Origin of the sequence: Roseibium sp. HPY-6, assembly GCF_040530035.1 — a bacterium.
Taxonomy (GTDB): Bacteria; Pseudomonadota; Alphaproteobacteria; order Rhizobiales; family Stappiaceae; genus Roseibium.
The window spans coordinates 736,210-758,265 of record NZ_JBEWCD010000001.1 but is presented as its reverse complement, the minus strand read 5'-3'; the positions used below and the strand labels follow the sequence as shown (position 1 = coordinate 758,265).

Below are 22,056 nucleotides of genomic sequence, written 5' to 3'. Positions count from 1 at the left end.
CGGCTGGTCATTGTTACGTCGGTTCCCTTGCGCCCTTTTCAGCGCTTTCGGAGGACGCAATCAATTCACCCATGAAGTCTTTCACATTCGGTCCGCTCGTGTCGATGAAAGGAGCCGGGCGGCAGACGGAAATCGCAGCGATGCCGATACGGGCGGTCAGGAGCCCGTTGATCACGCCTTCGCCCAAGCGGGCGGACAGGCGCGCCGCAAGACCGTGCCCCAGGATTTCAGAGGCAAGGCTGTCACCTGCCGCCATGCCGCCGGTGACGGCGAGATGGGCAAGAACGTGCTTGGAAAGCCTCAGGAATCCAAGCGTACCGGGCCGTCCGCCATAGAGCGTCGACAGCCGTCGGACTGTCCTGAGGTTTTCAAAGAGGACCATGAGAAGGTCGACAAGCGCGCGCGGACTGACTGCGGTGACAACGGAGACGCGTTTGGCGCTGTTCATGACGATCTTGCGGGCTTCGCTGTCAAGCGGTGCCAGGAGGTCGCGCTCGGCGAGCTTCACAAGGTCGCGGCCGTCGATGACTTCCCGCATGTGCCCCGCAAGGGCCTTGCGTCCCTGAGCGGTTTCGGGTCGGTCGCGATAAAGTTCCAGCAGCTCTTTCAAGCCGGTGGCCGCCTGCCGGGCATCGTCCTCGTCGGCTGCTGCCTGTATTTTGTCTCTGAGGTGATCGATCTTGCCAAGGCGCATGAGACCGGTCATCTCCCTGATCACAAGCCCCAGAAGCCCAAGCGCGGCGATGGCGGCCAGTCCGACACCAAGCCAGCCGAGCCAGTCGGTGCGCGCAAACAGGTCGCGTATCAGGCTGTCGACGGCCAGGCCGATCGACAGCGAGACAAGGCCGGTCAGTCCGATCATCAACCATTTGCCGAAACGGATGCCGGACTTCGGCGTGCTGGCATCGCGCGGCAGTCTCGGTTCGTCTTCGTCGAGCGTTGCCCGGGTAATGATGGCCTCGTCCGCAACAGGCATCCTGACCTCGTCCTCGGACATATGAACCTTGCGGTCATCAAGCCGGAAGGCAGCCGGTTTTCGATGTTCACGGGGATCGGTTCCGGTCATGCCAAACGGTCTCCAATCAAGAATTCAAGTGCCCTGTCGAGACGGATATGGGGGAGGGACAGGGTCAGCCCTTCAGCCGTGGTGTCGAGTTCGGGCGGCCGGAAACGCAGGAATTGCAAGTTTGATTTTCCGAGCCGGATCTTGGGTCCGGTCACTTCAGAAACTGAATCAGCTTCCCGAAAGAGTGATTCAGGATCTTTCGGCAAGTCACCGGGAAACATGGCGATTTCGGTCTTGCCGTCGTAGCTTTCACCATGAAGCGTTTCTCCCGGCAATGGTGTGCCAAGGATCGCAGGGAGTTCTTGACCCTTGTGTTTCACCGTTGCCTCACGGGTTGCACGAACAGCCGCCATCGCCAGAACGTCGACCTCGGCGCCCTTGAAGCGTGCGCGCTCTTCTGCGCGGGCGACAAGCCGTTTCAAGATCGCCTCCAGACGGTCGTGATCCACGCTGTGCAGATGGTCCGCCTTGGTTGCGGCGAACAGGATCCGGTCGATCCGGCGCGTCAGGATAGATGAAAGCCAGCTGCGTCTTCCTGGGCGGAACGCGCTCAGGACCTCGCTCAACGCGGTTTCCAGGTCTGCGATCGCATGCGGTCCCGCGTTGAGGGCGTTGAGAACGTCGACCAGAACGATCTGCCGGTCCAGACGTGCAAAGTGATTGCGAAAAAACGGGCGCACGACATGGGTCTTGTACGCCTCAAAGCGGCGTTCCATCATCGCGCGCATGGTACCTTTGCGCGCGGGGGGCGCGTCGGTCGGAATGTCGAGAGGTGCAAATGTCAGAGCCGGCGAGCCGTCGAGGTCACCCGGCATCAAAAAACGGCCAGGCGGCAGCATAGACAGTGCATGCGCGTCGTCGCGGCAAGCCGCAAGATAGGTTTTGAACTGGGTCGACAGTGCCTGAGCTGCGGGTTCGTTTTCCTCCGCCTGGGGATCGGTGTTCTGCAAGACGCTGAGGAAAGGTTTGGCAATCTCACTTCGGTTTTCGGCACGTGCCCGTGAGAGAGCTTCGGCGGAAAAGGCAGTAAAATCCTTTCCGAGCAGGGGGAGATCCAGGAGCCATTCACCCGGATAGTCGATCAGGTCGACATGCAGGCGGCCCGGCCCGAGCTTGCGGTAAAAAAACGATGCGCTTTCGTAGTCGATTGTAAGCCTGAGTTCGGAAACCTGACGGGTTGAGTCCGGCCAGATCCTCTGGCTGACCAAAGCGCTGACATGTGCCTCGTAATCAAAACGGGGGACTGCGTCATCCGGTTGCGGCTGCAGGAAAGCGGATGTCATGCGCCGTCCGGCGGACGCGCTGAACAGCGGCAAGCGGCCGCCATGCACGAGGTTGTGCACCAATGCCGTCAGGAAGACGGTTTTACCAGAACGGGCAAGGCCGGTCACGCCCAGCCTCAGGCTCGGCACCGTTAGTCCGCTCGCCGCATCGGCGATATTCGCCAGCGTCAGGCGGGTTTCCTCGGTCAGTGAAGTCAATGAATTCAAAAGCGCCTCCAGGGCGTTCATGTAGGCGAGCTTCACACAGAGTACAATTGGAAGAACCGAATGAGGTCAACGGGACAGGGAAGCTCAAAGACTTTTCGAGCGGGCGGAAAACCCGCGGAAACACACGCAATTGGCTGTATGCATCGTGATTGCCCGCGTTCATGGGCCCGCACTTATGTTGTACGGGCCATTTGCCGCGCAGCTGGTGTGTACCAAATTTCGCTATTCTTCTTCACGCTTTGCCAACCTTTTCGGCAATCTCTTGTTTGCCGTGACTAGTACCTTCCGGGTTTGCAACCCGGGCTTAAGATTCTTTGGATCAGTTTCTTCCAAGAGATTGCCATCAAAGTGCGAACGCTGCGCAAACACGGCGTTGTTGGAAGCGGAACAAAGATGATCAACGAGATCGAAATCACGAAAACGGAAGTGTTTCGTCCCCGTTTCGACGATATCTCCAAAGATGGCGATCGGCTGATGGAGCATGTGGTTGAACTGATTCATGCCGGGCGGTTGGAGAAGAAGAAGGGTGTTTCGGCGTTCGATCAATACATCAAGGCCACAGACAGACGTCTAATGGAGGCATATTTCGAGCGGGCGCTCTATGCGGAAATCGAGCGCTACTACTGTTACGGTTTCGAAGTCGCATTCAGCTGGCCGCACTCGGAAATGCTGCAGGACATCGACCGACTGACAACTGCGGGGCAGGGGCAACGGGCCATCCGGATCTGGCGGCACTATCTGGCGCTGATGAAACAACACTATTGGCAGCTTATCGATGTGCGCAGGCGCGGGTTCAAGAAAGCGCCTTATCTGCAGGAAAGCGAAGCCTCGCAACGGGCCGAGTGGGAGGCGTGGACGGGTCGCGTTCCTGAATACAAACGAGAAACCCTTGCCATGATGGACGCAGCCCGGGACTGCTTTGAACGGTCCGGCGCAAGCCCCTCGCAACTGTCGCGACTGTCAGCGGAACGCGCCGAGGTCGAGAGCGAAAAGCGCAGGCGGCCGGAGGGCAAACCCGATGCGCGTAAAATGGACGAAGACGTTTTCTGGGAGATCATAGGATCGCCGGAAGAGGGCCGTCCCGGCGAGCAGATCGACGCCCTGCCGGACAGGCTGGCCAGGTTCAAGGCAACGGCCATCAAATCCTTCGACGCTCTGCTTCACGAGATGGACGCACGCGCTTACAGGAGTGATATCTGGGCGCTGGCGTATCTTTTGAACGATGGTTGTTCGGATGACGAATTTGCGGGCTTCAGAGCCTGGATCATTCTGCAGGGCCGTGAGATTTTCGAGGCGACGCTGGCCGATCCGGACTCGTTCGACGTGTCACAGGCCGCGTCCGGAGGCGGAAGCGGCCTTTCAATCTGGAATGCACCCTTGCTTGCGCACGAGATGCGCCAGGGAAAACCGATGAAACGCAAGACTTTCCGTTTGCCCGATCTGGGTGGAAATGACCTGCAAGAAGCGGGATTTGAGGAGGCCTTGCCACGCGTTGCGGCCGCGATGAACCGGCGGTGAGCCGGTTCGATCATGGTTTGGCGATCTGTTGCCAAGCGCTGTAAAGTCGGAATGGACGTTCACCGGATTACCAGCGTCAGATCCCGTTACAGCGGCTATAGGCATCCATCCGGGTTCCGGCATAAACGGGATGTTCCTGCACTGCCTTCATAAGTTTTTCGCAGTGATCTTCGCTGCGAAGAATGACGCAGTGACCGATCATCGATCTGGCATCCACGACGCGAATGGCTTCGTAGTAGATCCGGCCATCCGGAGTGGTCTTATTTTGTTCCGCCCATGTGCGGATAAAGCTTTGTCCTGCAATTAGGCGATACATGATCTGAACGATATAGCCTGCCGCTTCATCGGCGAGAACACGCAAGCTTTGCTGGTTCATGTCGACAATCGCGTGCGCGCATTCGTGCATGATAACAGCACGGGTCGCAACGGACGAAGACACATCGTTGGCCGTCAGACCGGGTTCATGGCCGATCACGTTTGCATCGTCGTTGTAGGAGGCGGCCGCACCCGCCGGCAGTGAGGTGTCTTCGATCACGTCAATGTTGCCGTTGTCGATTGCGTCGCGAATTCTGGAAAACCTTGAGCGGTTTATGCCGCTGCCATCCATGCTGAAATCGATTATTCTCAAACGATCATCATCCAGTGCGTCCAATATTGCCTGCTTAACCATTCGAAAATCTCCTTGCAGAAGTCAGATTTGGTGAAAATTCCACTTTCGAAGTTTTACAGTCCTTGAATGTTCGCGTTTCAATTCGATCACACTATTTCTGATTTCACTGTCGATCTGTGATTGTTGTCACCTAATTGCTGTGTTTTGGATGTTGTAATACGTAGTGGATGGATGATCTTGGAGGTAAACACTTATTTTGACTGAATAAAGTGAGTTGGTGCCGTAAAGAAAAGGCGGCACACACCAGATTTACGCTGTGCTTTTCCCGTCGTCGTTTCGCATTTCGCCTCAAAGCTTTCTGGCTTTGTGGGTGTCTCGCCGGTTGGATCGATAAACAGAGCAGAAAGAGCGGAAGCGGGCGCGTAAATGGCAAACGCACCCGGCGCTTTGCATTGCGCCGGGCGAACCTTGCGAACCTCGTGAAAACCGTCAGTTCTGCGCTGCGAGTTTCATGACAAGGTCGACGTGGTTTTCGTTGGGCGAGGCGTTCTTGAAGACGTCCATTGGCATGTGAGGGGTAATGCCGCGGCCTTCCCAGAAACGGCCTTCGCTGTCGACGTGAACCTCGTTTGCCAATGACAGATGCCAACCATTTGGCAGCGTGCGATCAAGCGAGTCTGAAAGGGCGCCCCGTGTGGGTTCACCCACATGGGTGACATTGGGGAGGGCACGCAGGGACAGCGTGAGGACCTCTCCGGCATTGACGGTTATGTTGCTGGTCAATACGAAAACGGGCCCTTCGAACCTTGTTCCGTTGCTGGGCGTCAGGGTAACGTCCGTGCGGACGGGGTTGTCGGCATCAGCTGCATATTTCGTATAGGCCACAACTGGTTCCGAGGCGAAGCGCTCCGCGATTGCACGGGCGACGAACGCATATCCGTCAAGGTTGCTATAGCCACCGTAGTTCATGCTGAGGTCGATGATGACGGATCGAACGCCAGCCTTCTGGAAGAACTGCATGACATCTTCCATGATGGCATCCGTCGCGGCCATTTCTTCCTCAGGAGAAGCGCCTCGGCGGTCATAAAACCCGACTGTTGCAAGCGCCAGGTACCCGGTGTCACCCGCAAGGATGCCATACTGGATCCGCTGGTTGCCTGCAATTTGCCCCTGGCCGGCCAGAATGGTGTTTTGGATGGTGTCGAACCAGAGGGGCTGCAGGAACGCATCGAGCGCTTCTTGCCCGCTTATGCCCTGGCTGCTTGCTGCCTCAAGCAGCCGCCTTGGCTTTTCACCCGGATGCGGTTCAAACCGAAGGTATTCGTTGTCAATACGCGCCGCGAGATTGATATGTCCGTCTCTGAGCGGTGCGATCATTTCTTTGAAAAGCTCGAACAGCTCGCGTTCGCTCGTGTCAGGTCTCAGTTTTTCCCGAGCCGTCGCTTTCATCGTCTGCCAGTCGACGCCCTGAACTGCAAAGAAGGGATAGTTTTGTTCAAAGTATGCGGCGAACGCCTCGAAGTTGCCTTCCGGAGTGTTTTCGGCCGGAGCCCGGCAGGTATCCGGGAGTCTGTCGAGCCGATTGGCCCGGATTTCATGTTGGGCGAAAGGCAACTGCACTTTGGCAAGCTGACCGTCCTGCGCCAAAACAAGCTCGCTGTTGTCAACCAACGCGGCAATTGCCTCCGCGTTTGTCGTCTCGGCAATACAGACTTCGCCAGCGACCTGGTAGAATTTTACCTGTCCGTTCTTTATCTCGGCCAAAGTCCCGTAGCCATCCGTTTTCCATACACCGTCGAATTCTGGTGCCAGATCCGAGAATGAGGGCGTCGAATAAAGGATTGCCGCGAAGAAAAAAATTGATCGTTTCATTTGGTTTACTCCGGTTGAAGAACCGCCGGGTAATCCACGTCGGGCTGCCGCGTCGTCCGTTTCAGCTCAAACGGACAAATTTGACGGCATTTGTTCTGAGCCCGTTTCTGCCTTTCGGTACGCAGTCGGGGTCTGGCCGGTAACTTTCTTGAATGCAGTGTAGAAAGATGACCGGGAATTGAAACCGGCGTCCAGTGCGATGGTCAGTATCGTATCGTCGCTTTCGCTCAAGCGGGCCTTAGCCGCCTCAATGCGATAACCGTTGACGAAATCAAAGAAATTCTGGCCAAGCTCTTCGTTGAGCACCTGTGAAATATAGTTATCGCTAACGCCTGTATGGCGGGCGAGTGCCCAGAGCGATAGGTTCGGATCGAGATAGAGCTTGTCGCTGGCCATCGCTTTGCGCAGCTTCGCGGCGATGCGATCGGCATCTTCCTTTGTGAGGGCCGAATTGGCGTATCTTTGCCGGGAAACAGGCTGTGCATTTCCCTCAGGCCGCAATCCTGGCCTTTGCCTCAATCCCCAAACGGCGACAATTGTCTGGACAATCAGATTAAGAACGTAGTGGACGAGTGTCGGCAATCCGCCGTAACCCGGCATGGCATATGAAAGAAGCGACGAAATCAGGCTCAGGATCCAATACGAGGCGCCGATGCCGGTAACAACAGCGATCCAGCGCAGCTCTCTTTTCTCGGTGCTCGCAAACAAGTCTTTCAGTCGCGACCGATAGGCAACGAGCCGGACGTAGATCAGCAGGATGTAAATGCCCCACTGGAGCCTGATCGCAACGTATTCCAGGAACCAGTAAGACAGGTTGATTGTCTGCGCTGCGCCGGTCAATCGGTCTTCGGTGAGGCCGAAGATACGGAATTCGGAGACCACCTGGTAAATCACGATTGCAAGAAGGGTCAGGAAGGCTCCGCCCGGCACCGGCAGATGCGGAAGAAAGCGCTTCGGTAGTACATCATCTTCCGCTGTGAGTATCCAGACATACAGCCAGATCAAGGGCATGACGCTTGCCATGGCCAGCGACCAAAGCCCATCCATCAAGGGCATCGTGGCGGGGGATAAGCCAATAAAGTGCAGTGCCGTCGGCAGTTCGGTGATTGCGGCGGCGACAAAAAAGGCGGCAAGAACGCGAAACAGGGTTTTGTTGCTGTCCTGCACCAGGCAGCACAGAGCTGCAAAGAGCGGCACCGTCATTGCCATTGTCGAAATCAACACAAGCAAATGCTGTGAAGTTTCCATTAAGTGCTCTCAGACCCGTAAATGCTTGAAAAACCGAACCGCATCGTCAATTGCCAAAGGGAAATGGCAAGATCATGTCCTGCCATTTCACAAAGTCAGCGATGACTTGCAGTCTGGAGTGAAGCAGCGCACGAGGTCAATGAGAGTGTAGCTCAGATCTTCATGATTCCCCGGCCATGAGCTTCTCCGCATAGTCATCCATCGTGATGGTTCCGCCTTCAGCCTCTGTTTTTGCCCTTGCCTCGGCAGGGAGGGAGTCCTGCACCATGTCGATGCGCTTCCAGGACGGATGCGGCTGCTTGCCTTTTTCATCTGGAACGTAAGGGCTGTCGGCAACCCGCTTGTGTTTGTGAATGTAACGGGCGCAATTCAGGAAACATGCGGTCACGTCGACGCGAACGAGCATGTTCGCTCCGGGATACCGGGCAAGCTCAGGGTCATCCTCGCTTAAGGTCGCGTTGCCCTGGACCCTTATGCGGTTCGGCGTTTCCATGTCGATGAACAACAAGCCTACTTTAGCAGCAGCCTTGATGTTGCCCATGGATTTGAACATGCCGTTGCCGTCGTAGCTTGGAAAAACGAGCGTTTTCGGATCGAGCACTTTCACGATCCCGACCGGGCCGCCCTTGTAGCTGACCGTCGGTTCGCCGTCCGCGCTGACTGTCGACAGAAAGAAGAAGTCCCGGCTTTCGATAAAGGGGATGTGAGGCTCTTCGATCTCGTCCCTTACGATTGCCGCGACGACGGTGTCGGCCAGCTTACTGGTGCCGAAGCGTTCCTGCAGTTCACGCTGTTGACTGGTATAGAATTCGTCAGATGTCAGCATCCTTGCCTCCGCAAGAGGAGAAGAGGGTGTGTGACGATCACACACCCACAGGGCCAGATCAGCCCGTTACTCTGCCGCGTTCGCGACAACGCGCGCGTCGTCTTCCGCTTCAGGCTCGATCATTGTCCGGGCTGCTTCGTTGTCGAATGCCATCACCGGCGGGCTTGGTTTGCGGTTGAACATCAGCCTGAAGACATCCGGCCTTGAGTAGTGGCCACACGGGTCGGCGGCCGCCTTGCCGATTGCGATCATGTTCAGATCGATATCGGCAATGACGAGGCCTTCCTGATCCGGCGGGAGGTTTTCTCCGAGCGGAGCGCCGTCGGGACCGAAGATGCGGGCATGGCCGCCGCCGGTTTTGAGCAATTGCTGCTTGACCGGCGTGTCGCAGAGAAACTCGGACATTTCCTCCGAAACAGTCGCGCAGGCGGCGATCACGAAACACTGGCCTTCAACGGCATAGATTCGGCTTGCGGCCTCGTTGACTTCCGGCCCGAGAGCGTAGGCACCGCCTTCATAAAGCGAAAAGCTTGGCCACGCAGCGACATGAATCTGTTCGTTTTGCGAGAACATTGCGTATTTGTTGAGCGGCTGGATGTGCTCCCAGCAGCAGAGCGCACCGACCCGGCCGAGTTCCGTGTCGTGAACGGACATGTCACTGCCATCCCCTTCGCCAAACACCGTGCGCTCCACATGCGTCGGTTTCAGCTTGCGACGCCGGGATATGACTTCGCCGTCGGGACCGTAGTGCCATTGGCCCATGTAAAGCGTCCCGTTGACGTTCCAGGAAACACCCATGACGACATGCATGTCGTTGTCTTTGGCTGCTTGCGCCAGGCGTTTGTCCTGCTCGCTTCCCTCCTTGATAGAGTTGGCGGCGTAGCGCGGGACCAAAGGCATGTACATCGCGGTTGCATCCAGCCAGATGTACCACGGATACCCGGGAAGATAGGTTTCTGGAAAGGCGATCAGCTTGACGCCTTTTGCGGCCGCTTCCTCTATCAGTCCGATGGCTTTGTCGACGGTTGCGTCAAGGTCGAGAAAAACAGGGGCGGCTTGAACGGCTGCCGCCTTGAATGGTGCTGTCACGTCACATCCTCCACAGCTTGGTGTCTTGAGCCAGCTTGTCATATGCGGGATATTGCGACTTCGCGCTTCGGGCGGAAAAACCCGGCAATTTGAGCGCTTCCGCGGCAGAACTTCGCAAAATGGGCGGCCTGTGCTAGTCGTATTGACGGTGGAGGTTTGCGCTGATGGCGATATTGCTGAGCACGAAAAGCGTCCGGCATGATGAAAGTTTCGCTTTTTGGCGCGAAGCTGTCTGCGACGCTTACGTTCAGCTCGATTGTCAATGTGAGCGGTCCGAGGAATTCGACGGAGAGATTGTTCTCAACCGGATGTCCCGCCTATCCGCCTCTTTTGTGTCCGGCAGCCAGCAATCGGTTTGGCGCCGTCGCAGGGATATCGCACGCGCGGACGAAGAAAGTTTTCTGATCAGTCTCCAGATGGTCAAGGAAGGAAGCGTGCGCCAGCACGAACGCGAGACCCGTCTGCGACCCGGCGATTTCGCACTTTACAGCAGCGTAGATCGCTACAATCTGGAACTTCCGGATGGTTTTCGTCAGCTTGTGGTGCAGATCCCGCGAGATATGTTGCTCAGTAGGCTGCCGAACGCAGATGTTCTGACAGGCATAGGTGTGTCCGGAAGCAGTGTGATCGGCCGGATTATTCGCGACAGCGCTGTCAGACTTGTAAGTGCGATCGATCAGTCTCCCGAAGCAGCGCAATATGCGTTGCAAGATACGGTGGTCGATCTTTTCGTGACCGGTCTGGCATCGCTGCAGGACGCGAAATACGAACTGTCAAAGCCTGAGCAACAGACCCTTCTGCGAGCAGATGCTGCCATCCGGGCCAATCTGCACAAACCGGAGTTTGACCGCCAGGCGCTTGCAGATGCCATAGGCTTGTCGCTGCGCCGGCTTTCGGAAATCTTTCAATCCGACGGAAGATCGGTTTCCGCCACGATCCGCGACGCGCGCCTGAACAGAATTGCCACCGAGCTGAAAGACGAGCGCTTTGCCCGTCAGTCCATCGGTGAGATCGCCTTCCGGGCGGGAATTGCAAACCAGCAAAGCCTCGCCAGGCTCTTCAAGACACGCTTTGGGATGACACCAAGGGAATTCCGCCAACGCGGCTGAAGGTCGTCGGCTTCAAGCCAGCTGTCCTTTTTCTGAAAACAATTCGGGTGCAGCCGACCTGGCCGGCTGCACCCGCGGTGTGCGTGTTGACGGGGCACGCACGGACGCTGTCGTTTTTCAATCAGGCATCAGCCCGGCCAGAGGTCGGTGCCAGGGTGAAACTGGGACCAGGCGAACCAGAAGGCCTGATGGCTGCCGAGGTCGGAGCCGTCGGCTCCAACGGCCTTGACGCCTCCTGCATCCATCTGCAGGCGAACATTTTCAAAGGCGATCTCTTCGCCTTTGGCCAAAGCTGCGACGGCCTTGCTGCGCTGGAACGCCACGGGTTTGCCGGATGCAGTGACCACACCGATGATGTCTTCGTGGACCGGAAGCCGGGGATCGACATCACCGACCGGAAAGATGGGACCGTTGGCGTCACGCCCGTTGCGGAAATCAAAGTCTCGGCCGAGCGCCAGGCGTTCGACGAGCACCGTTGTCTCGGGATGTTCCTTTTTCCAGGTGCCCCAGTCGGTTGTGACGACACTGGCCTGTTCCAGCTGAATGTTCTTGTCCGCAAGCGGGCCGGTTACGGCTTTACCCAGAAAGGTGTCGAAGACGGAATAGGTGTTCACGTCATACATGACCTTGTTGGACCGGATGAGCAGGCCCGAGGTGCGCAGAACGGGACGTTCGATGCCTGCCGGGAGCTGGTCAGTGAAATAGGCCTGCGCCGCGCCGCACAAGGTGCAATAGGGAATGCCGAGATCCCGCCCGCCGAGCGTGTCGTTGACCATCTCGCGCACTTCCATGATGCGCCGCGGATAAGCCCTGTATTCGCCGTTGACCTCAACGCCGAAAACGATGGCGTCATCTTTCAACCAGGTGGCTTCCTCCGCGCTGCTGACTTCCGGATTGTCGGCGGCCGGGATGCAGTTGCAGACCTCATCGGTCTTGTCAAAGGCTCGGTTGTCGATCAGGACACCGCCCCAAGAGACATGCCTCCAGTCGATGTCACCTTCCACGAAGATCTTGTCCCAACCGGGTACGACGGTTGTGAAGATACCACGCTTGACCTTGAGATAGTCCGGCGGGGCAGGAATGTCCCAGGCAATCAGGTGGTCGGTGATCGCACCCCAGTTGTTTTCGCTCGGAATTTCTTTTCCCAGGAGCTTTGACGCTGCGTCGGTCAATACCGCGCTCAGCTGAGAACCTGCGGTGAAGCGCATCAGATCGCTGATGATCCAGACGAGCCGCGGATCCTTGGAGGCGGCAACTTCGTCGAGGGCGATTGTCTGGTCTCTTCCCCAGGCCGATTGGGTCAGACTGTCAACAAACGCTGCCTGGACGGCGGCCTGCAACTGAGGTGACAGTGGACCATCCGGGATCGCGGGCGGCTTGCCGTATTGCTCGATCACGTAATCGGGCAGTGGCGATGTGTCCTGGGCCTGCGAGGCACCGGACCAGAACAAGGATACCGCAACCATTGACGCCAGGAGGACGTTGCGGGATTGAGAAGCAATTGCCGAAGCCATGAGCGCACCTTTCGCGTGCCTGTTTCAACTTCATAGGCACAGCTTGGTCCGACCGGGACCTGGCTGCACCTCCGCTCTAATAAAGAGGCCCTGACCGGTTTTCTGGCCAATCACGATGCATCAGCAATTGTTGAAAGGCCCGCGAGAGACACACGACGCGAACGTCATTTGAGGAGCGAATGCCGATTAGGGTGTTGACCCCATAACGAAAAACGAGCCCTGACATTAGTTCTCTGACAACGGAAACGCTGTCAGGAGCTGCAAGATGACCAGCAGTCATATCGATAAGAAGACTACCTTCGCCCTGCTTGGCGAAGCGCATGTGCTTATGGCCGAAAGCCCGCTTCACAAAGACCGGAGCATATCTGAAGTCGGCGCGCTTATTCTGCCGCCGTTGATGCTCGGCCAGCTGCGCATCTGGCGCCGCGGCGGGTTGCCGGTTGCCCTTGCGACCTGGGCCTGGCTTGACGAGGCGACAGAAGAAGCAGTCCTTCATCAGGATCATCTGCCGACCCCGGATCAATGGAACAACGGATCCAATCCGGTCGTTATAGATTTCATCGCACCGTTCGGCGACGGCTTTCAGACCGCGCGGGACCTCAAGCGAACCGTCTTCCCAGACCGCGCGTTGCGGTCGGTCCGCCGCGATGGAAACGGACATGTTTTGCGCATTGTCCAGCACCCCGGCCGAGACCAGAACGGCCATCCCGTAAAAGCGCGCGCCTACGCCGCGTAAATCCTGTTTTTTCTCTATTTACAAGGAACTTTCATTATGGGCTCTTCATCCAAAAGCATTCATCAGACCTATAAACTCTATGGCCTTTACGGCACGAAAGACGCCGGTTCCGGCAACGACAAGCTCTATGGCTATTCCGCAATCAAGAACGATCTGCGCGGCGGGTCAGGCAACGATTTTGTCGGTGGCTGGGCGCCGCTCAACTATCTGCGCGGCGGATCGGGAAATGACACCGTCAAAGCCTATGGCGCTAAAAACTACCTCTGGGGCGACAGCGGTCACGACAAACTCTACGGCTACGGCGCCTATAACGAGATGCGAGGTGGCACCGGCAACGACACGATTTACGGCTACGGCGCAAAGAACGTCATGCGTGGTGACAGCGGTTACGACACGCTGAAGGGCTATGGCGCCTACAACGACATGGATGGCGGCAGCTACAGCGACAAGCTTTACGGCTATGGCGTCACCAACAAAATGAAGGGCGGTTCCGGCAACGACAGCCTTTATGGCTATGGCGCGTCCAACACCATGTATGGCGGCACCGGTCACGACACCCTTAAGGGTTACGGCGCATCGAACGTCATGCGTGGCGAAGACGGCAACGACACACTTGAGGGCCGGGGCGCTTCTAACGTCATGTACGGCGGAGATGACCATGACACCCTGAAGGGGTATGGCGCGTCCAACGTCATGAACGGCGACAGCGGCAATGACAAATTGTATGGCTATGGCGCTTCCAATGTGATGCGCGGCGGAACCGGCAATGACCATATGGAAGGTCGTGGGCTTTCCAATGTGATGTATGGCGACAGCGGCAATGACACGATGGAAGGCCGCGGGGCGTCCAATGTCATGCATGGTGGAACCGGTGATGACGACATAACCGGGTACGGTGCGTCCAACGTCATGTACGGCAATGACGGGGCCGACCGCATGGAAGGTCACGGCGCTTCCAATGTCATGCGCGGCGGAGACGATAACGACGCCATTTACGGATATGGCATCAACAATGTCATCCACGGCGAAAACGGCAACGACTACATTGAAGCCAAGGCCGGCGCCACGACCGCTTTCGGCGGTGACGGCAATGACGTGATCAAGGCCGCCGGGGGCGTGAACGTCCTGAACGGCAACGATGGCGATGACAAGATCGAAGCTGTCGGCGGCGTCAACGTGGTGCACGGCGATGCGGGCGACGACGAAATGCTGGCGCTTGGCGGCGTCAACACGATGTTCGGCGGAGCCGGCGACGACAAGATGAAGGCGCTCGGCGTTGCCAATATCCAGTTCGCTGGCGACGGTGAAGATCTGTTGGCGGCCGCCGGCAACGGTAACCTGCAGTTCGGCGATGCCGGCAACGACCAGCTCTACGGTCTGGGTGTGAATGTCGGCCAGTTCGGCGGCGACGGCGAAGACGTTCTTGTTGGCGTTGCTGGCATCAATCTGCAGCACGGCGGAGAAGGCAAGGACAAGCTCTTTGCAGTCGGTGGTGCGAACATCCAGATCGGCGGATCCGATGACGATCTTCTGGTGGCAGGTGGCGCCAACAACGTCCAGTTCGGCGATCATCTGTGGAGCGCCATTCCGTCCGACCTGGGCTTCGACGACGGCAAGTTCGCTGAAGTGATCGAAAACTTCGACGAGTATTTCGAAACGGACGGCGGCGGCACCAATGTTCTCATCGGCGGTGGCACGAACAATCTCCAGTTCGGTGGGGCCGGCAAGGACTACGCCTTCGGCGCAGGTGGCATGACCACCCAGGTCATGGGCCAGGGCAATGACGTCATGGTCGGTGGCGGCATTGGTGTCGTTCAATATGCAGACGCAGGCAATGACATTCTGGTCGGCGGCGGCCAGGGCGTTGCACAATTCGGCGGTGACGGCTCCGATGTCATGGTCGCTGCCGCCAAGGTCGTCGCGCCTCAGTACAAGGCAGCCGCGTCCTTCCAGTATGGCGGTGCAGGCACCGATGTAATGCTTGGCTTTTCCAAGGGGGAGGACGGTGCTGCAACCGTCTCGCTCAAGGGCGACGGGAACAGTGACGGCAAGACCGGAATCGTCAAAGGCGCATTGCCTTCCGAACTCGTCGTGACCGCGCAGCTCGGCGGCGAAGGTGCCGACCTGATGATCGCGGAGGGGCCCGGCGCTTTCGTTCACGGTGGTGCAGACAACGACGTTGCGCTCAGTCTTGCCGATGCCAACTCGCTCGTCATGGGCGGCGCCGGCGACGACCTTGTTCTCACCGCAAACGGTCTGGGTGAAATGGCAAGTGCACTTGATATGAAGAACCAGATCGAAAACAACGAGGATGTTGATGTCCTGTCCTTCAGCTTCGGCAACTTCTTTGCCGGCGGATCCGGTTCCGACGTCATCATGGATGTCATGGATTTCACCAAGATCGTGATCCACGATGCGCTTACCGACGTTCCCTGGGTTCAGGACTTCCGGTCTGCGCTGACGGCGACCATCAACGCTATTGAAGGAATTACCCAGCCGATCGGCGAGCTGATCGATGCGGTCAGTTCATTCAGTCCCGATTTCGACGTTTCCATGGGACTGGGGGCTTATGAGGTCAAGGCGAATGTCGTTCTTGGCGGTATCGGGGCCGATGTCCTTTCCGGCGAAGGCTTCCTGTCAGGTGAAGCCGGAGATGACACTTACACGATCTGGGCCGATGGCGAGGCGACGATTGCAGAACGTGCAACCGACGGTGTGAAATCGTTCCTGGAAAGCTTTGGTGTCGACCTTCCCGTTCTGGATGACATCTCTCAAACGCCGGATGGCAATGACGTCATCGAGTTGCGCAGCTTCTCGCTGCAGGCGATGGACGAGGATGCCTTCCACTTCGTCAAGGCTGACGACAAGCTGCAGATTCAGCTCGACGAGAAGACCGTGGCCACCGTGCATGGCATGGACAACGAGACCACGGCGGTCGAATGGCTCAAGGTTGTTCAAGGCGCCGACAGCTTCATGTTCGATCTGAAGGCAATCTACGATGAGCCGAACCCCATGGATGATTTCAGCTTTGCCGTCGAAGACGTTTCCGCAGGCCCGGATGGACTGGCGTCAGCCAGCATCCTCGACTTGCTTGCGGGTGCAGCCGAGACGCTCGGGGCCTTTGGATCGTCGGAAGGAGATGCCGTCAGTGCCGATCTTGCTGTCGCTCTCGGTCACGGAAACAACGCGACCGGCCTCGTTGTCCCTGAAACGGATTTTATCTGATCGTGTGACGGTTTCAGCAAAAGACCAAGGCAATATGGAGAATTGCTCAGGTCCAATTCAGCGAGAGGGCGGCCTTATGGCTGCCCTCGAGTGGTTTCGTTCGAAGGCTCTTCGGCTGGTTTGTCGGACCTATTTTTCGCTCTGCAGATCGCGCGGCTTGACAAAGCGCTCGAGATGGCCGGTTCCTGGAGCAAGTTCCGACCAGTCGGAAAAATCGAAATCGATCACGGCAAGGGCGGCAGTCGGGTACTTTTCCTCCAGGTCGCTCAGTACATCAGGTGCGCTTGTTCCGACAAGATCTAGAGCAGTGTCTTCTGTCGCGGGATTGTGCCCTATCACCATGACGTTTTGAGCTCTGCCACCGTGTTTGCTGATAAGGGTGGCGTAACTGTCTTCGCTCTGCCAATAGAGATCCGACATCAGTTCGATATGGGCCTCCTGCGGCAGGTGAGGCATCAGGCGTGCGAGCGTTTCTCGTGTGCGTTGTGCAGTCGAACACAAAATAACGTTCGGAAGGAGTTTCTGCTCGCGAAGGTAACGCGCCATAGTGATCGCAGCGCTCTTACCACGCGAATTGAGAGGCCTGTCAATATCGGCCAGCTCCTGGTCGCCCCAGTCCGATTTGGCATGTCTCAGCAAAAGTAGCCGCATGTCGAGGTTCCGGTTTCTACACCGTCTCAATAAATGACCGGGGTGCTGTCACGCAATTGCCATTTTCAGTTTTGCTGCACCAGTGACTGCTGAAACAGCGCGAATGCAGGTCCGATGTCGTCTTGTTGCGTTGGAAGCGCGTAAGACAGCCACAAGGTGAAATCAGCTTTTTCTCCGGAAAAATGCCAGAGCGTTTCGCACAAGCTTGTCGGCGTCCAGTTGCGCGTTCGAAATGAAACGCCGGAAGCTGCTGCGCCGCTTAGATTGACAGGCTCGAAACCGGCGGCCTTGTAGCTTCTTGCAAACTTGAGCGCTTCCCGGCGACCGGTTGCCTGAACATGCTGGCGAATGACCGCCGTCATTCCGTCGCGGCCCGTGTAGATACAGCCGGCGAGGCTGGAGGCGTCGCCCTCCATCACCTTGATCCTGTAAAACGGCCCGATGACATCGGGGCATCTAAGGCCCGTAAAGTGACGCAAGCCGCTGACGTCGCTCTGCCAACCGGCTTCTTTTTCCGGCGGCACCTGTGCGGACAGGGGCAGGGTGGCAAGCGCACACACGGCCAATACGATCATGTATGCCCTAATTCGCAGCCCGGTGGTCCACTTCGTCAATGCGTGCTCCTGATTGTCACGTGCGCTCGCGCCGGGACATGAAGGCAAGGCGCTCAAACAGATGAACGTCCTGCTCGTTTTTCAAAAGCGCTCCATGCAACGGCGGTATCAGTTTGCTGCCATCTTGTTGACGAAGCGTTTCCGCATCGATGTCTTCGTTCAGCAAAAGCTTGATCCAGTCGATCAGTTCAGACGTCGAAGGCTTCTTTTTCAGGCCTGGAACGTCCCTGACGTCAAAGAAGAGCCGAAGTGCTTCCGACAGGAGCCGTTTCTTGATGTCCGGGAAATGGACTTCGACGATTTCAGCCATCGTCTCCGCGTCGGGAAACTTGATGAAGTGGAAAAAGCAGCGGCGCAAAAACGCGTCGGGAAGATCTTTTTCGTTGTTCGACGTGATAATCACGACCGGACGCTGATTTGCCTTTACAGTCTCGCCGGTCTCATAGACATGAAACTCCATACGGTCGAGCTCGAGCAGGAGATCGTTCGGAAATTCAATATCCGCCTTGTCGATCTCGTCGATCAGGAGAACGGGTTTTTCTGAAGCCTCGAAGGCTTCCCAGAGTTTGCCCTTGCGGATGTAATTGTTGATGTCTTTGACCCGCTCATCACCAAGCTGACTGTCGCGCAATCTGGAAACGGCATCATACTCGTAAAGGCCCTGCTGCGCCTTGGTTGTGGATTTTACATGCCACTCGATCAGGCGTGCGTTCAACGCGGCAGCGACCTGCTGCGCCAGCACTGTTTTCCCGGTGCCCGGCTCACCCTTCACAAGCAAAGGGCGTTCGAGCGCCACTGCGGCATTGACCGCGACACGCAGATCTTCCGTTGCAATATAGTCCTCAGTTCCTTCAAAACGCATTTGGCCGTCCATTCTTCATTCACTGGCTGAAAACTGGCAGGCCCTGCGATAGGACGCAAGCCGCAATATGCGCCAGGCAAGCTTTGTCTCTTCAAGGGGACACTCTTGCCCAGCTGACAGGTAGATTTTGCCCGCTGAGGTGGATCTTGCTGGTTTTCTGTCCTTAGGGAATGATTCCGGAAATCCATTTAACTAATTGATTTACAGTTCAATTTTTCACTTCTTTGAAAGTTGGCACATCCCTTGCGGGTAACTCGCCGATTATGGGCAGAAGCCCGTACGCGCAATGCCCGATTTATCAAGAGGACGAAACATGGGTATTTATGGGGCTATTAACTCAGCTGTTTCGGGGCTGACTGCACAGGCGATTGCCCTGGAGAATATCTCCGGTAACGTCGCCAATTCGCAGACAACCGGATTCAAGCGTCTCGACACAACCTTCTCCGATCTTGTGTCCGGTGGTGGGGCGACCCAGGGATCGCAGGTATCTGGAACCACCTACGCAACATCGCGGGCCACGAACACGATCCAGGGCGACATCACGCAGGTCGACGTCGACACTTACATGGCGATCAACGGGGAAGGGTACTTTGTCGTCACCCAGGCCGCCGACGTGGTCGACGGGTCGACAACCTTCGCCGATGAAACCTTCTATACGCGTGCGGGTGACTTTGAGCGCGATCAGGATGGCTATCTGGTCAACAGCGCCGGCTACTACCTGCAGGGCTTTCCGCTGGATGCTGTCACCGGCAATGCGATTGGTGATGATCCGACGGTTATCCAGATCGACAACCAGCCGCTCGCAGCATCTGCAACCACGACAGTGGATTACCAGGCAAACCTACCACGCATCCCCGACACCAACGACTATGATGGATCGACGGCCTCCACGGCGCTGCTGGCGGCGGCTGTCGGTGCCGGCAACGTGGCCGTTGCGAACGAGACGGACTTCCTGAACAGCTCCATCTCCGGCGGTTCGGTGACGATTTACAACCAAAACGGCACGGCAATGAATGTCGAAGTGCGTTACGCCAAGACGGCGAACGCGGATGTCGGCCCACCCGTGGTCAATGACACCTGGACCATGTATCTGAGCTCCGGCGGCGATGCGACGACCGCCTACTATGATGTCGGCGACGTTCAGTTCGACACGACCGGTGCTCTGACAACCATGACTGCCGGCGCGATCGGTACGGTCAATGCGACGACCGACGGATTTGATATTGCATCGCTGACGATCAACGGAACCACGGCAACGGGCATCGGCATTTCTTTCGCCAACAACTCGTTGACCCAGTATTCCGACCCTGATGGAACGGCGAGTTCGGTTGCTCTGGACCAGGACGGCTATCCTGCCGGGGAGCTAACAGGCGTTGCGGTTGATGAATCAGGCCGCGTGATCGCCAGCTATTCAAACAGCCAGCAGCGTGCCGTCTTTGAAATTCCGCTTGCGACATTCGAGGCGGAGCAGAACCTCAAGCGTGTTGACGGTGCCGCATTTTCAGCAACAACCTCATCGGGCGAGGCGGATCTGACGGGAGGCGGGCAGATCCTGGCCAACAATCTGGAACTCTCCAATGCCGATATCGCAGATGAGTTCTCCAAGCTGATCATCACGCAGCAGGCCTATTCGGCAAACTCGCGGATCGTGACATCCGCGGATGAAATGCTCGATGATGCCCTCAACATGGTCCGGTAATGAAACTCTTGCCAGCGGGGGATGACCCGCTGGCAAGCCTGGTGCATTAGCGTCCGTCAAAGGAGGACCGGCCATGGGTCTTTCAAGTGCCCTGAACACTGCGGTCTTTGGAATAACCTACAACCAGCGTCAACTCGACGTTACGGCGAACAACATCGCCAACGCCGACACAGTCGGCTATTCCAAAAAGACGATCGCAGCGACTGCGTATTTTGACGGGCAGGGGAATGTTGCCGGTCTCACGGCGACGGAGCTTACCAGGGTCATCGACGAGCAGATCCAGGCGGACTACTTCAATTCTCTTGCCGATACCAACTACGCCAAGCAGATTTCAAACCACACCGATCGCCTGGACAGCATTTTCGGCACCATTGGCGACAACAGCGGTTTGTCCAGTCTTGTCGGCAATCTCTCGTCGGCTTTGTCGACGCTTATGAACGATCCGGGCAATTACACAGCCCAGCAGGAAGTCATTGCCGCTTCGGAAGCTTTTGCACGGGAGTTGAACGGTGCGTATGGGCGCATTACCGATCTCAGGCAGGAAGCAGACGATTCTCTGGCGCTGCAGACACAGACCGTCAACAACCTCCTGACCAGCATTGAGGACATCGACACCGCCATCCGGGATGCAACACAGTCCAACATTTCAACGGCGGACATGGAAGACGAGCGGGACCGGCTCGTTGAGCAGCTCTCAGGTTATCTTGACATCGAGGTATCGGACGGAACGAACAATACGCTGTTCATCCAGACGGCGGATGGTCAACAATTATACTCAGACGGTCAGGCGTCGACGCTCAGCTTCACGTCAACGCATCTGCTGCAGCCCGGAGTTTCCGGTCAAACCGTCACTGCGACAACGCCGGGTGGCTCGACCTATGATGTGATTGCGGCCTCAAACTCAGGTGCAATGGTCGCAACGGCCGAGCTCAGGGACGAGATCCTGATCGAAGCTCAGAAGCAGCTGGATACGATAGCGGCCGAGATTTCACTCGCGTTCTCAAACGTAAACGTCGAAAGCAGTGCCGTAACAGTAGGCCTCGACAACGGTTTTGACCTTGATGTGTCCGCGCTGCAGTCAGGGAATACCATCACGCTTGAATACACAGACAACGTTGGCGCAGCGCAATCCGTTACGCTCGTTGCGGTCTCCGATCCGAGCCTCCTGCCTTTGGACAACTCGGCAACGGCAGACGCAAATGACACGGTTTTCGGTATCGATATTTCAAGCGGATTGCCAGCCACTTACATCACCAACATCACCGCCGCCCTGGCAGGATCCGGGCTGCAGGTGAGCAACAACGGATCCGATGAACTTCGTGTTCTGGGCGACGTGACGGGTCCGACCAGTGTCGAGAGCCTTACTGCGAATGTTACGGTGAGTGCGAATTCAGACCAGGGCCTCGGTCTCGCAATCTTCGTCGATCAGCGGGCTGGCACAGAAACATTCACGGATGCGCTGGAATCGGGCGGTCAGCGGGTTGGATATGCCAGTGGTATCAGCGTGAACCCAGCCCTCTTGGCCGACAGTTCGCTTCTGGTCGACTACCAGACCACGCCAACGGCGAACACGTCTAACGACCCGGCGCGTCCCGAATTTCTGCACAATGCACTGACTTCCGGAGCGGTTTTCTTTGATCCCAGTGCCGGAATCGGCAGCACATCTTCACCGTTCGAAGGGACAGTGATCGACTATATCAACAATACAATCGCGTTTCAGGGCAACCAGGCAGAAGATGCCAAGACCTATGCCACTGCAAAGGAAACCCTGACCACGAATCTCGCGATCCGGTACGAAGAGAGCTTTTCAGTGGATCTGGACACAGAGCTTGCCTTCATGGTGCAGCTCGAGAATGCCTATGCCGCCAATGCCCGTGTAATGCAGACCATCAAAGAGCTTTTCGATGAGCTCCTGAACATCGTGTAA

At 57.1% G+C, this 22,056-nt stretch carries 17 protein-coding genes; 6 read left to right on the top strand and 11 right to left on the bottom strand.

The genetic code is table 11. The features are described from left to right. Nucleotides 1-13: 13 nt before the first annotated feature. Nucleotides 14-1,066, bottom strand: coding sequence for a YcjF family protein (locus ABVF61_RS03635; protein WP_353992168.1), 1,053 nt, complete (start codon nt 1,064-1,066; stop codon nt 14-16). Next, nucleotides 1,063-2,577, bottom strand: coding sequence for a YcjX family GTP-binding protein (locus ABVF61_RS03630; RefSeq protein ID WP_353992167.1), 1,515 nt, complete (start codon nt 2,575-2,577; stop codon nt 1,063-1,065). The genes ABVF61_RS03635 and ABVF61_RS03630 overlap by 4 nt, the downstream gene beginning before the upstream one ends. Before the next feature lie 372 nt (nt 2,578-2,949). Here ABVF61_RS03630 and ABVF61_RS03625 point away from each other — a divergent pair, with 372 nt between their 5' ends. Then, the gene (locus tag ABVF61_RS03625) at nt 2,950-4,074 is read left to right on the top strand and encodes a DUF4240 domain-containing protein (RefSeq protein WP_353992166.1); all 1,125 of its coding nucleotides are present in this window, start codon (nt 2,950-2,952) and stop codon (nt 4,072-4,074) included. 76 nt (nt 4,075-4,150) lie between these two features. Here the strand turns inward: ABVF61_RS03625 and ABVF61_RS03620 are convergent, their stop codons facing one another. The 5 genes from ABVF61_RS03620 to ABVF61_RS03600 form a co-directional block, all read right to left on the bottom strand. Continuing rightward, complete coding sequence (locus tag ABVF61_RS03620) at nt 4,151-4,744, bottom strand: hypothetical protein (RefSeq protein WP_353992165.1); 594 nt, start codon at nt 4,742-4,744, stop codon at nt 4,151-4,153. A gap of 429 nt (nt 4,745-5,173) precedes the next feature. Next, nucleotides 5,174-6,556 (bottom strand): S41 family peptidase, encoded by a 1,383-nt coding sequence (locus tag ABVF61_RS03615; RefSeq protein WP_353992164.1) that lies wholly within the window; start codon nt 6,554-6,556, stop codon nt 5,174-5,176. 66 nt (nt 6,557-6,622) lie between these two features. Beyond that, entirely contained in the window at nt 6,623-7,804 is a 1,182-nt protein-coding gene (locus ABVF61_RS03610; protein ID WP_353992163.1) for a helix-turn-helix domain-containing protein, read from the bottom strand. 160 nt (nt 7,805-7,964) lie between these two features. Further along, nucleotides 7,965-8,630, bottom strand: coding sequence for a pyridoxamine 5'-phosphate oxidase family protein (locus ABVF61_RS03605; protein WP_353992162.1), 666 nt, complete (start codon nt 8,628-8,630; stop codon nt 7,965-7,967). A gap of 66 nt (nt 8,631-8,696) precedes the next feature. After that, on the bottom strand, nt 8,697-9,719 hold the full coding sequence (locus tag ABVF61_RS03600) for a carbon-nitrogen hydrolase family protein (protein WP_353992161.1): 1,023 nt from the start codon (nt 9,717-9,719) through the stop codon (nt 8,697-8,699). 164 nt (nt 9,720-9,883) lie between these two features. Here ABVF61_RS03600 and ABVF61_RS03595 point away from each other — a divergent pair, with 164 nt between their 5' ends. Further along, complete coding sequence (locus tag ABVF61_RS03595; protein ID WP_353992160.1) at nt 9,884-10,828, top strand: AraC-like ligand-binding domain-containing protein; 945 nt, start codon at nt 9,884-9,886, stop codon at nt 10,826-10,828. 128 nt (nt 10,829-10,956) lie between these two features. Here ABVF61_RS03595 and ABVF61_RS03590 read toward each other — a convergent pair whose 3' ends face one another. Next, nucleotides 10,957-12,342 (bottom strand): DUF3179 domain-containing (seleno)protein, encoded by a 1,386-nt coding sequence (locus ABVF61_RS03590; protein WP_353992159.1) that lies wholly within the window; start codon nt 12,340-12,342, stop codon nt 10,957-10,959. A gap of 265 nt (nt 12,343-12,607) precedes the next feature. Here ABVF61_RS03590 and ABVF61_RS03585 point away from each other — a divergent pair, with 265 nt between their 5' ends. Continuing rightward, nucleotides 12,608-13,078, top strand: a complete 471-nt coding sequence (locus tag ABVF61_RS03585) for a toxin-activating lysine-acyltransferase (RefSeq protein ID WP_353992158.1) — start codon at nt 12,608-12,610, stop codon at nt 13,076-13,078. Between the two features lie 36 nt (nt 13,079-13,114). Then, the gene (locus tag ABVF61_RS03580; RefSeq protein WP_353992157.1) at nt 13,115-16,303 is read left to right on the top strand and encodes a calcium-binding protein; all 3,189 of its coding nucleotides are present in this window, start codon (nt 13,115-13,117) and stop codon (nt 16,301-16,303) included. A 129-nt stretch (nt 16,304-16,432) separates the two neighbouring features. Here ABVF61_RS03580 and ABVF61_RS03575 read toward each other — a convergent pair whose 3' ends face one another. The 3 genes from ABVF61_RS03575 to ABVF61_RS03565 form a co-directional block, all read right to left on the bottom strand. After that, nucleotides 16,433-16,954, bottom strand: coding sequence for a SixA phosphatase family protein (locus tag ABVF61_RS03575; protein WP_353992156.1), 522 nt, complete (start codon nt 16,952-16,954; stop codon nt 16,433-16,435). Nucleotides 16,955-17,019: 65 nt separating this feature from the next. Next, complete coding sequence (locus ABVF61_RS03570) at nt 17,020-17,568, bottom strand: hypothetical protein (protein ID WP_353992155.1); 549 nt, start codon at nt 17,566-17,568, stop codon at nt 17,020-17,022. Between the two features lie 16 nt (nt 17,569-17,584). Continuing rightward, entirely contained in the window at nt 17,585-18,430 is an 846-nt protein-coding gene (locus ABVF61_RS03565) for an AAA family ATPase (protein WP_353992154.1), read from the bottom strand. A gap of 313 nt (nt 18,431-18,743) precedes the next feature. Between ABVF61_RS03565 and ABVF61_RS03560 the strand changes: the two genes are divergently transcribed. Both ABVF61_RS03560 and flgK read left to right on the top strand, forming a co-directional pair. Continuing rightward, nucleotides 18,744-20,129: a flagellar hook protein FlgE gene (locus tag ABVF61_RS03560; protein ID WP_353992153.1), complete on the top strand. Its 1,386-nt coding sequence runs from the start codon at nt 18,744-18,746 to the stop codon at nt 20,127-20,129. A 73-nt stretch (nt 20,130-20,202) separates the two neighbouring features. Further along, nucleotides 20,203-22,056, top strand: coding sequence for a flagellar hook-associated protein FlgK (flgK, locus tag ABVF61_RS03555; RefSeq protein WP_353992152.1), 1,854 nt, complete (start codon nt 20,203-20,205; stop codon nt 22,054-22,056).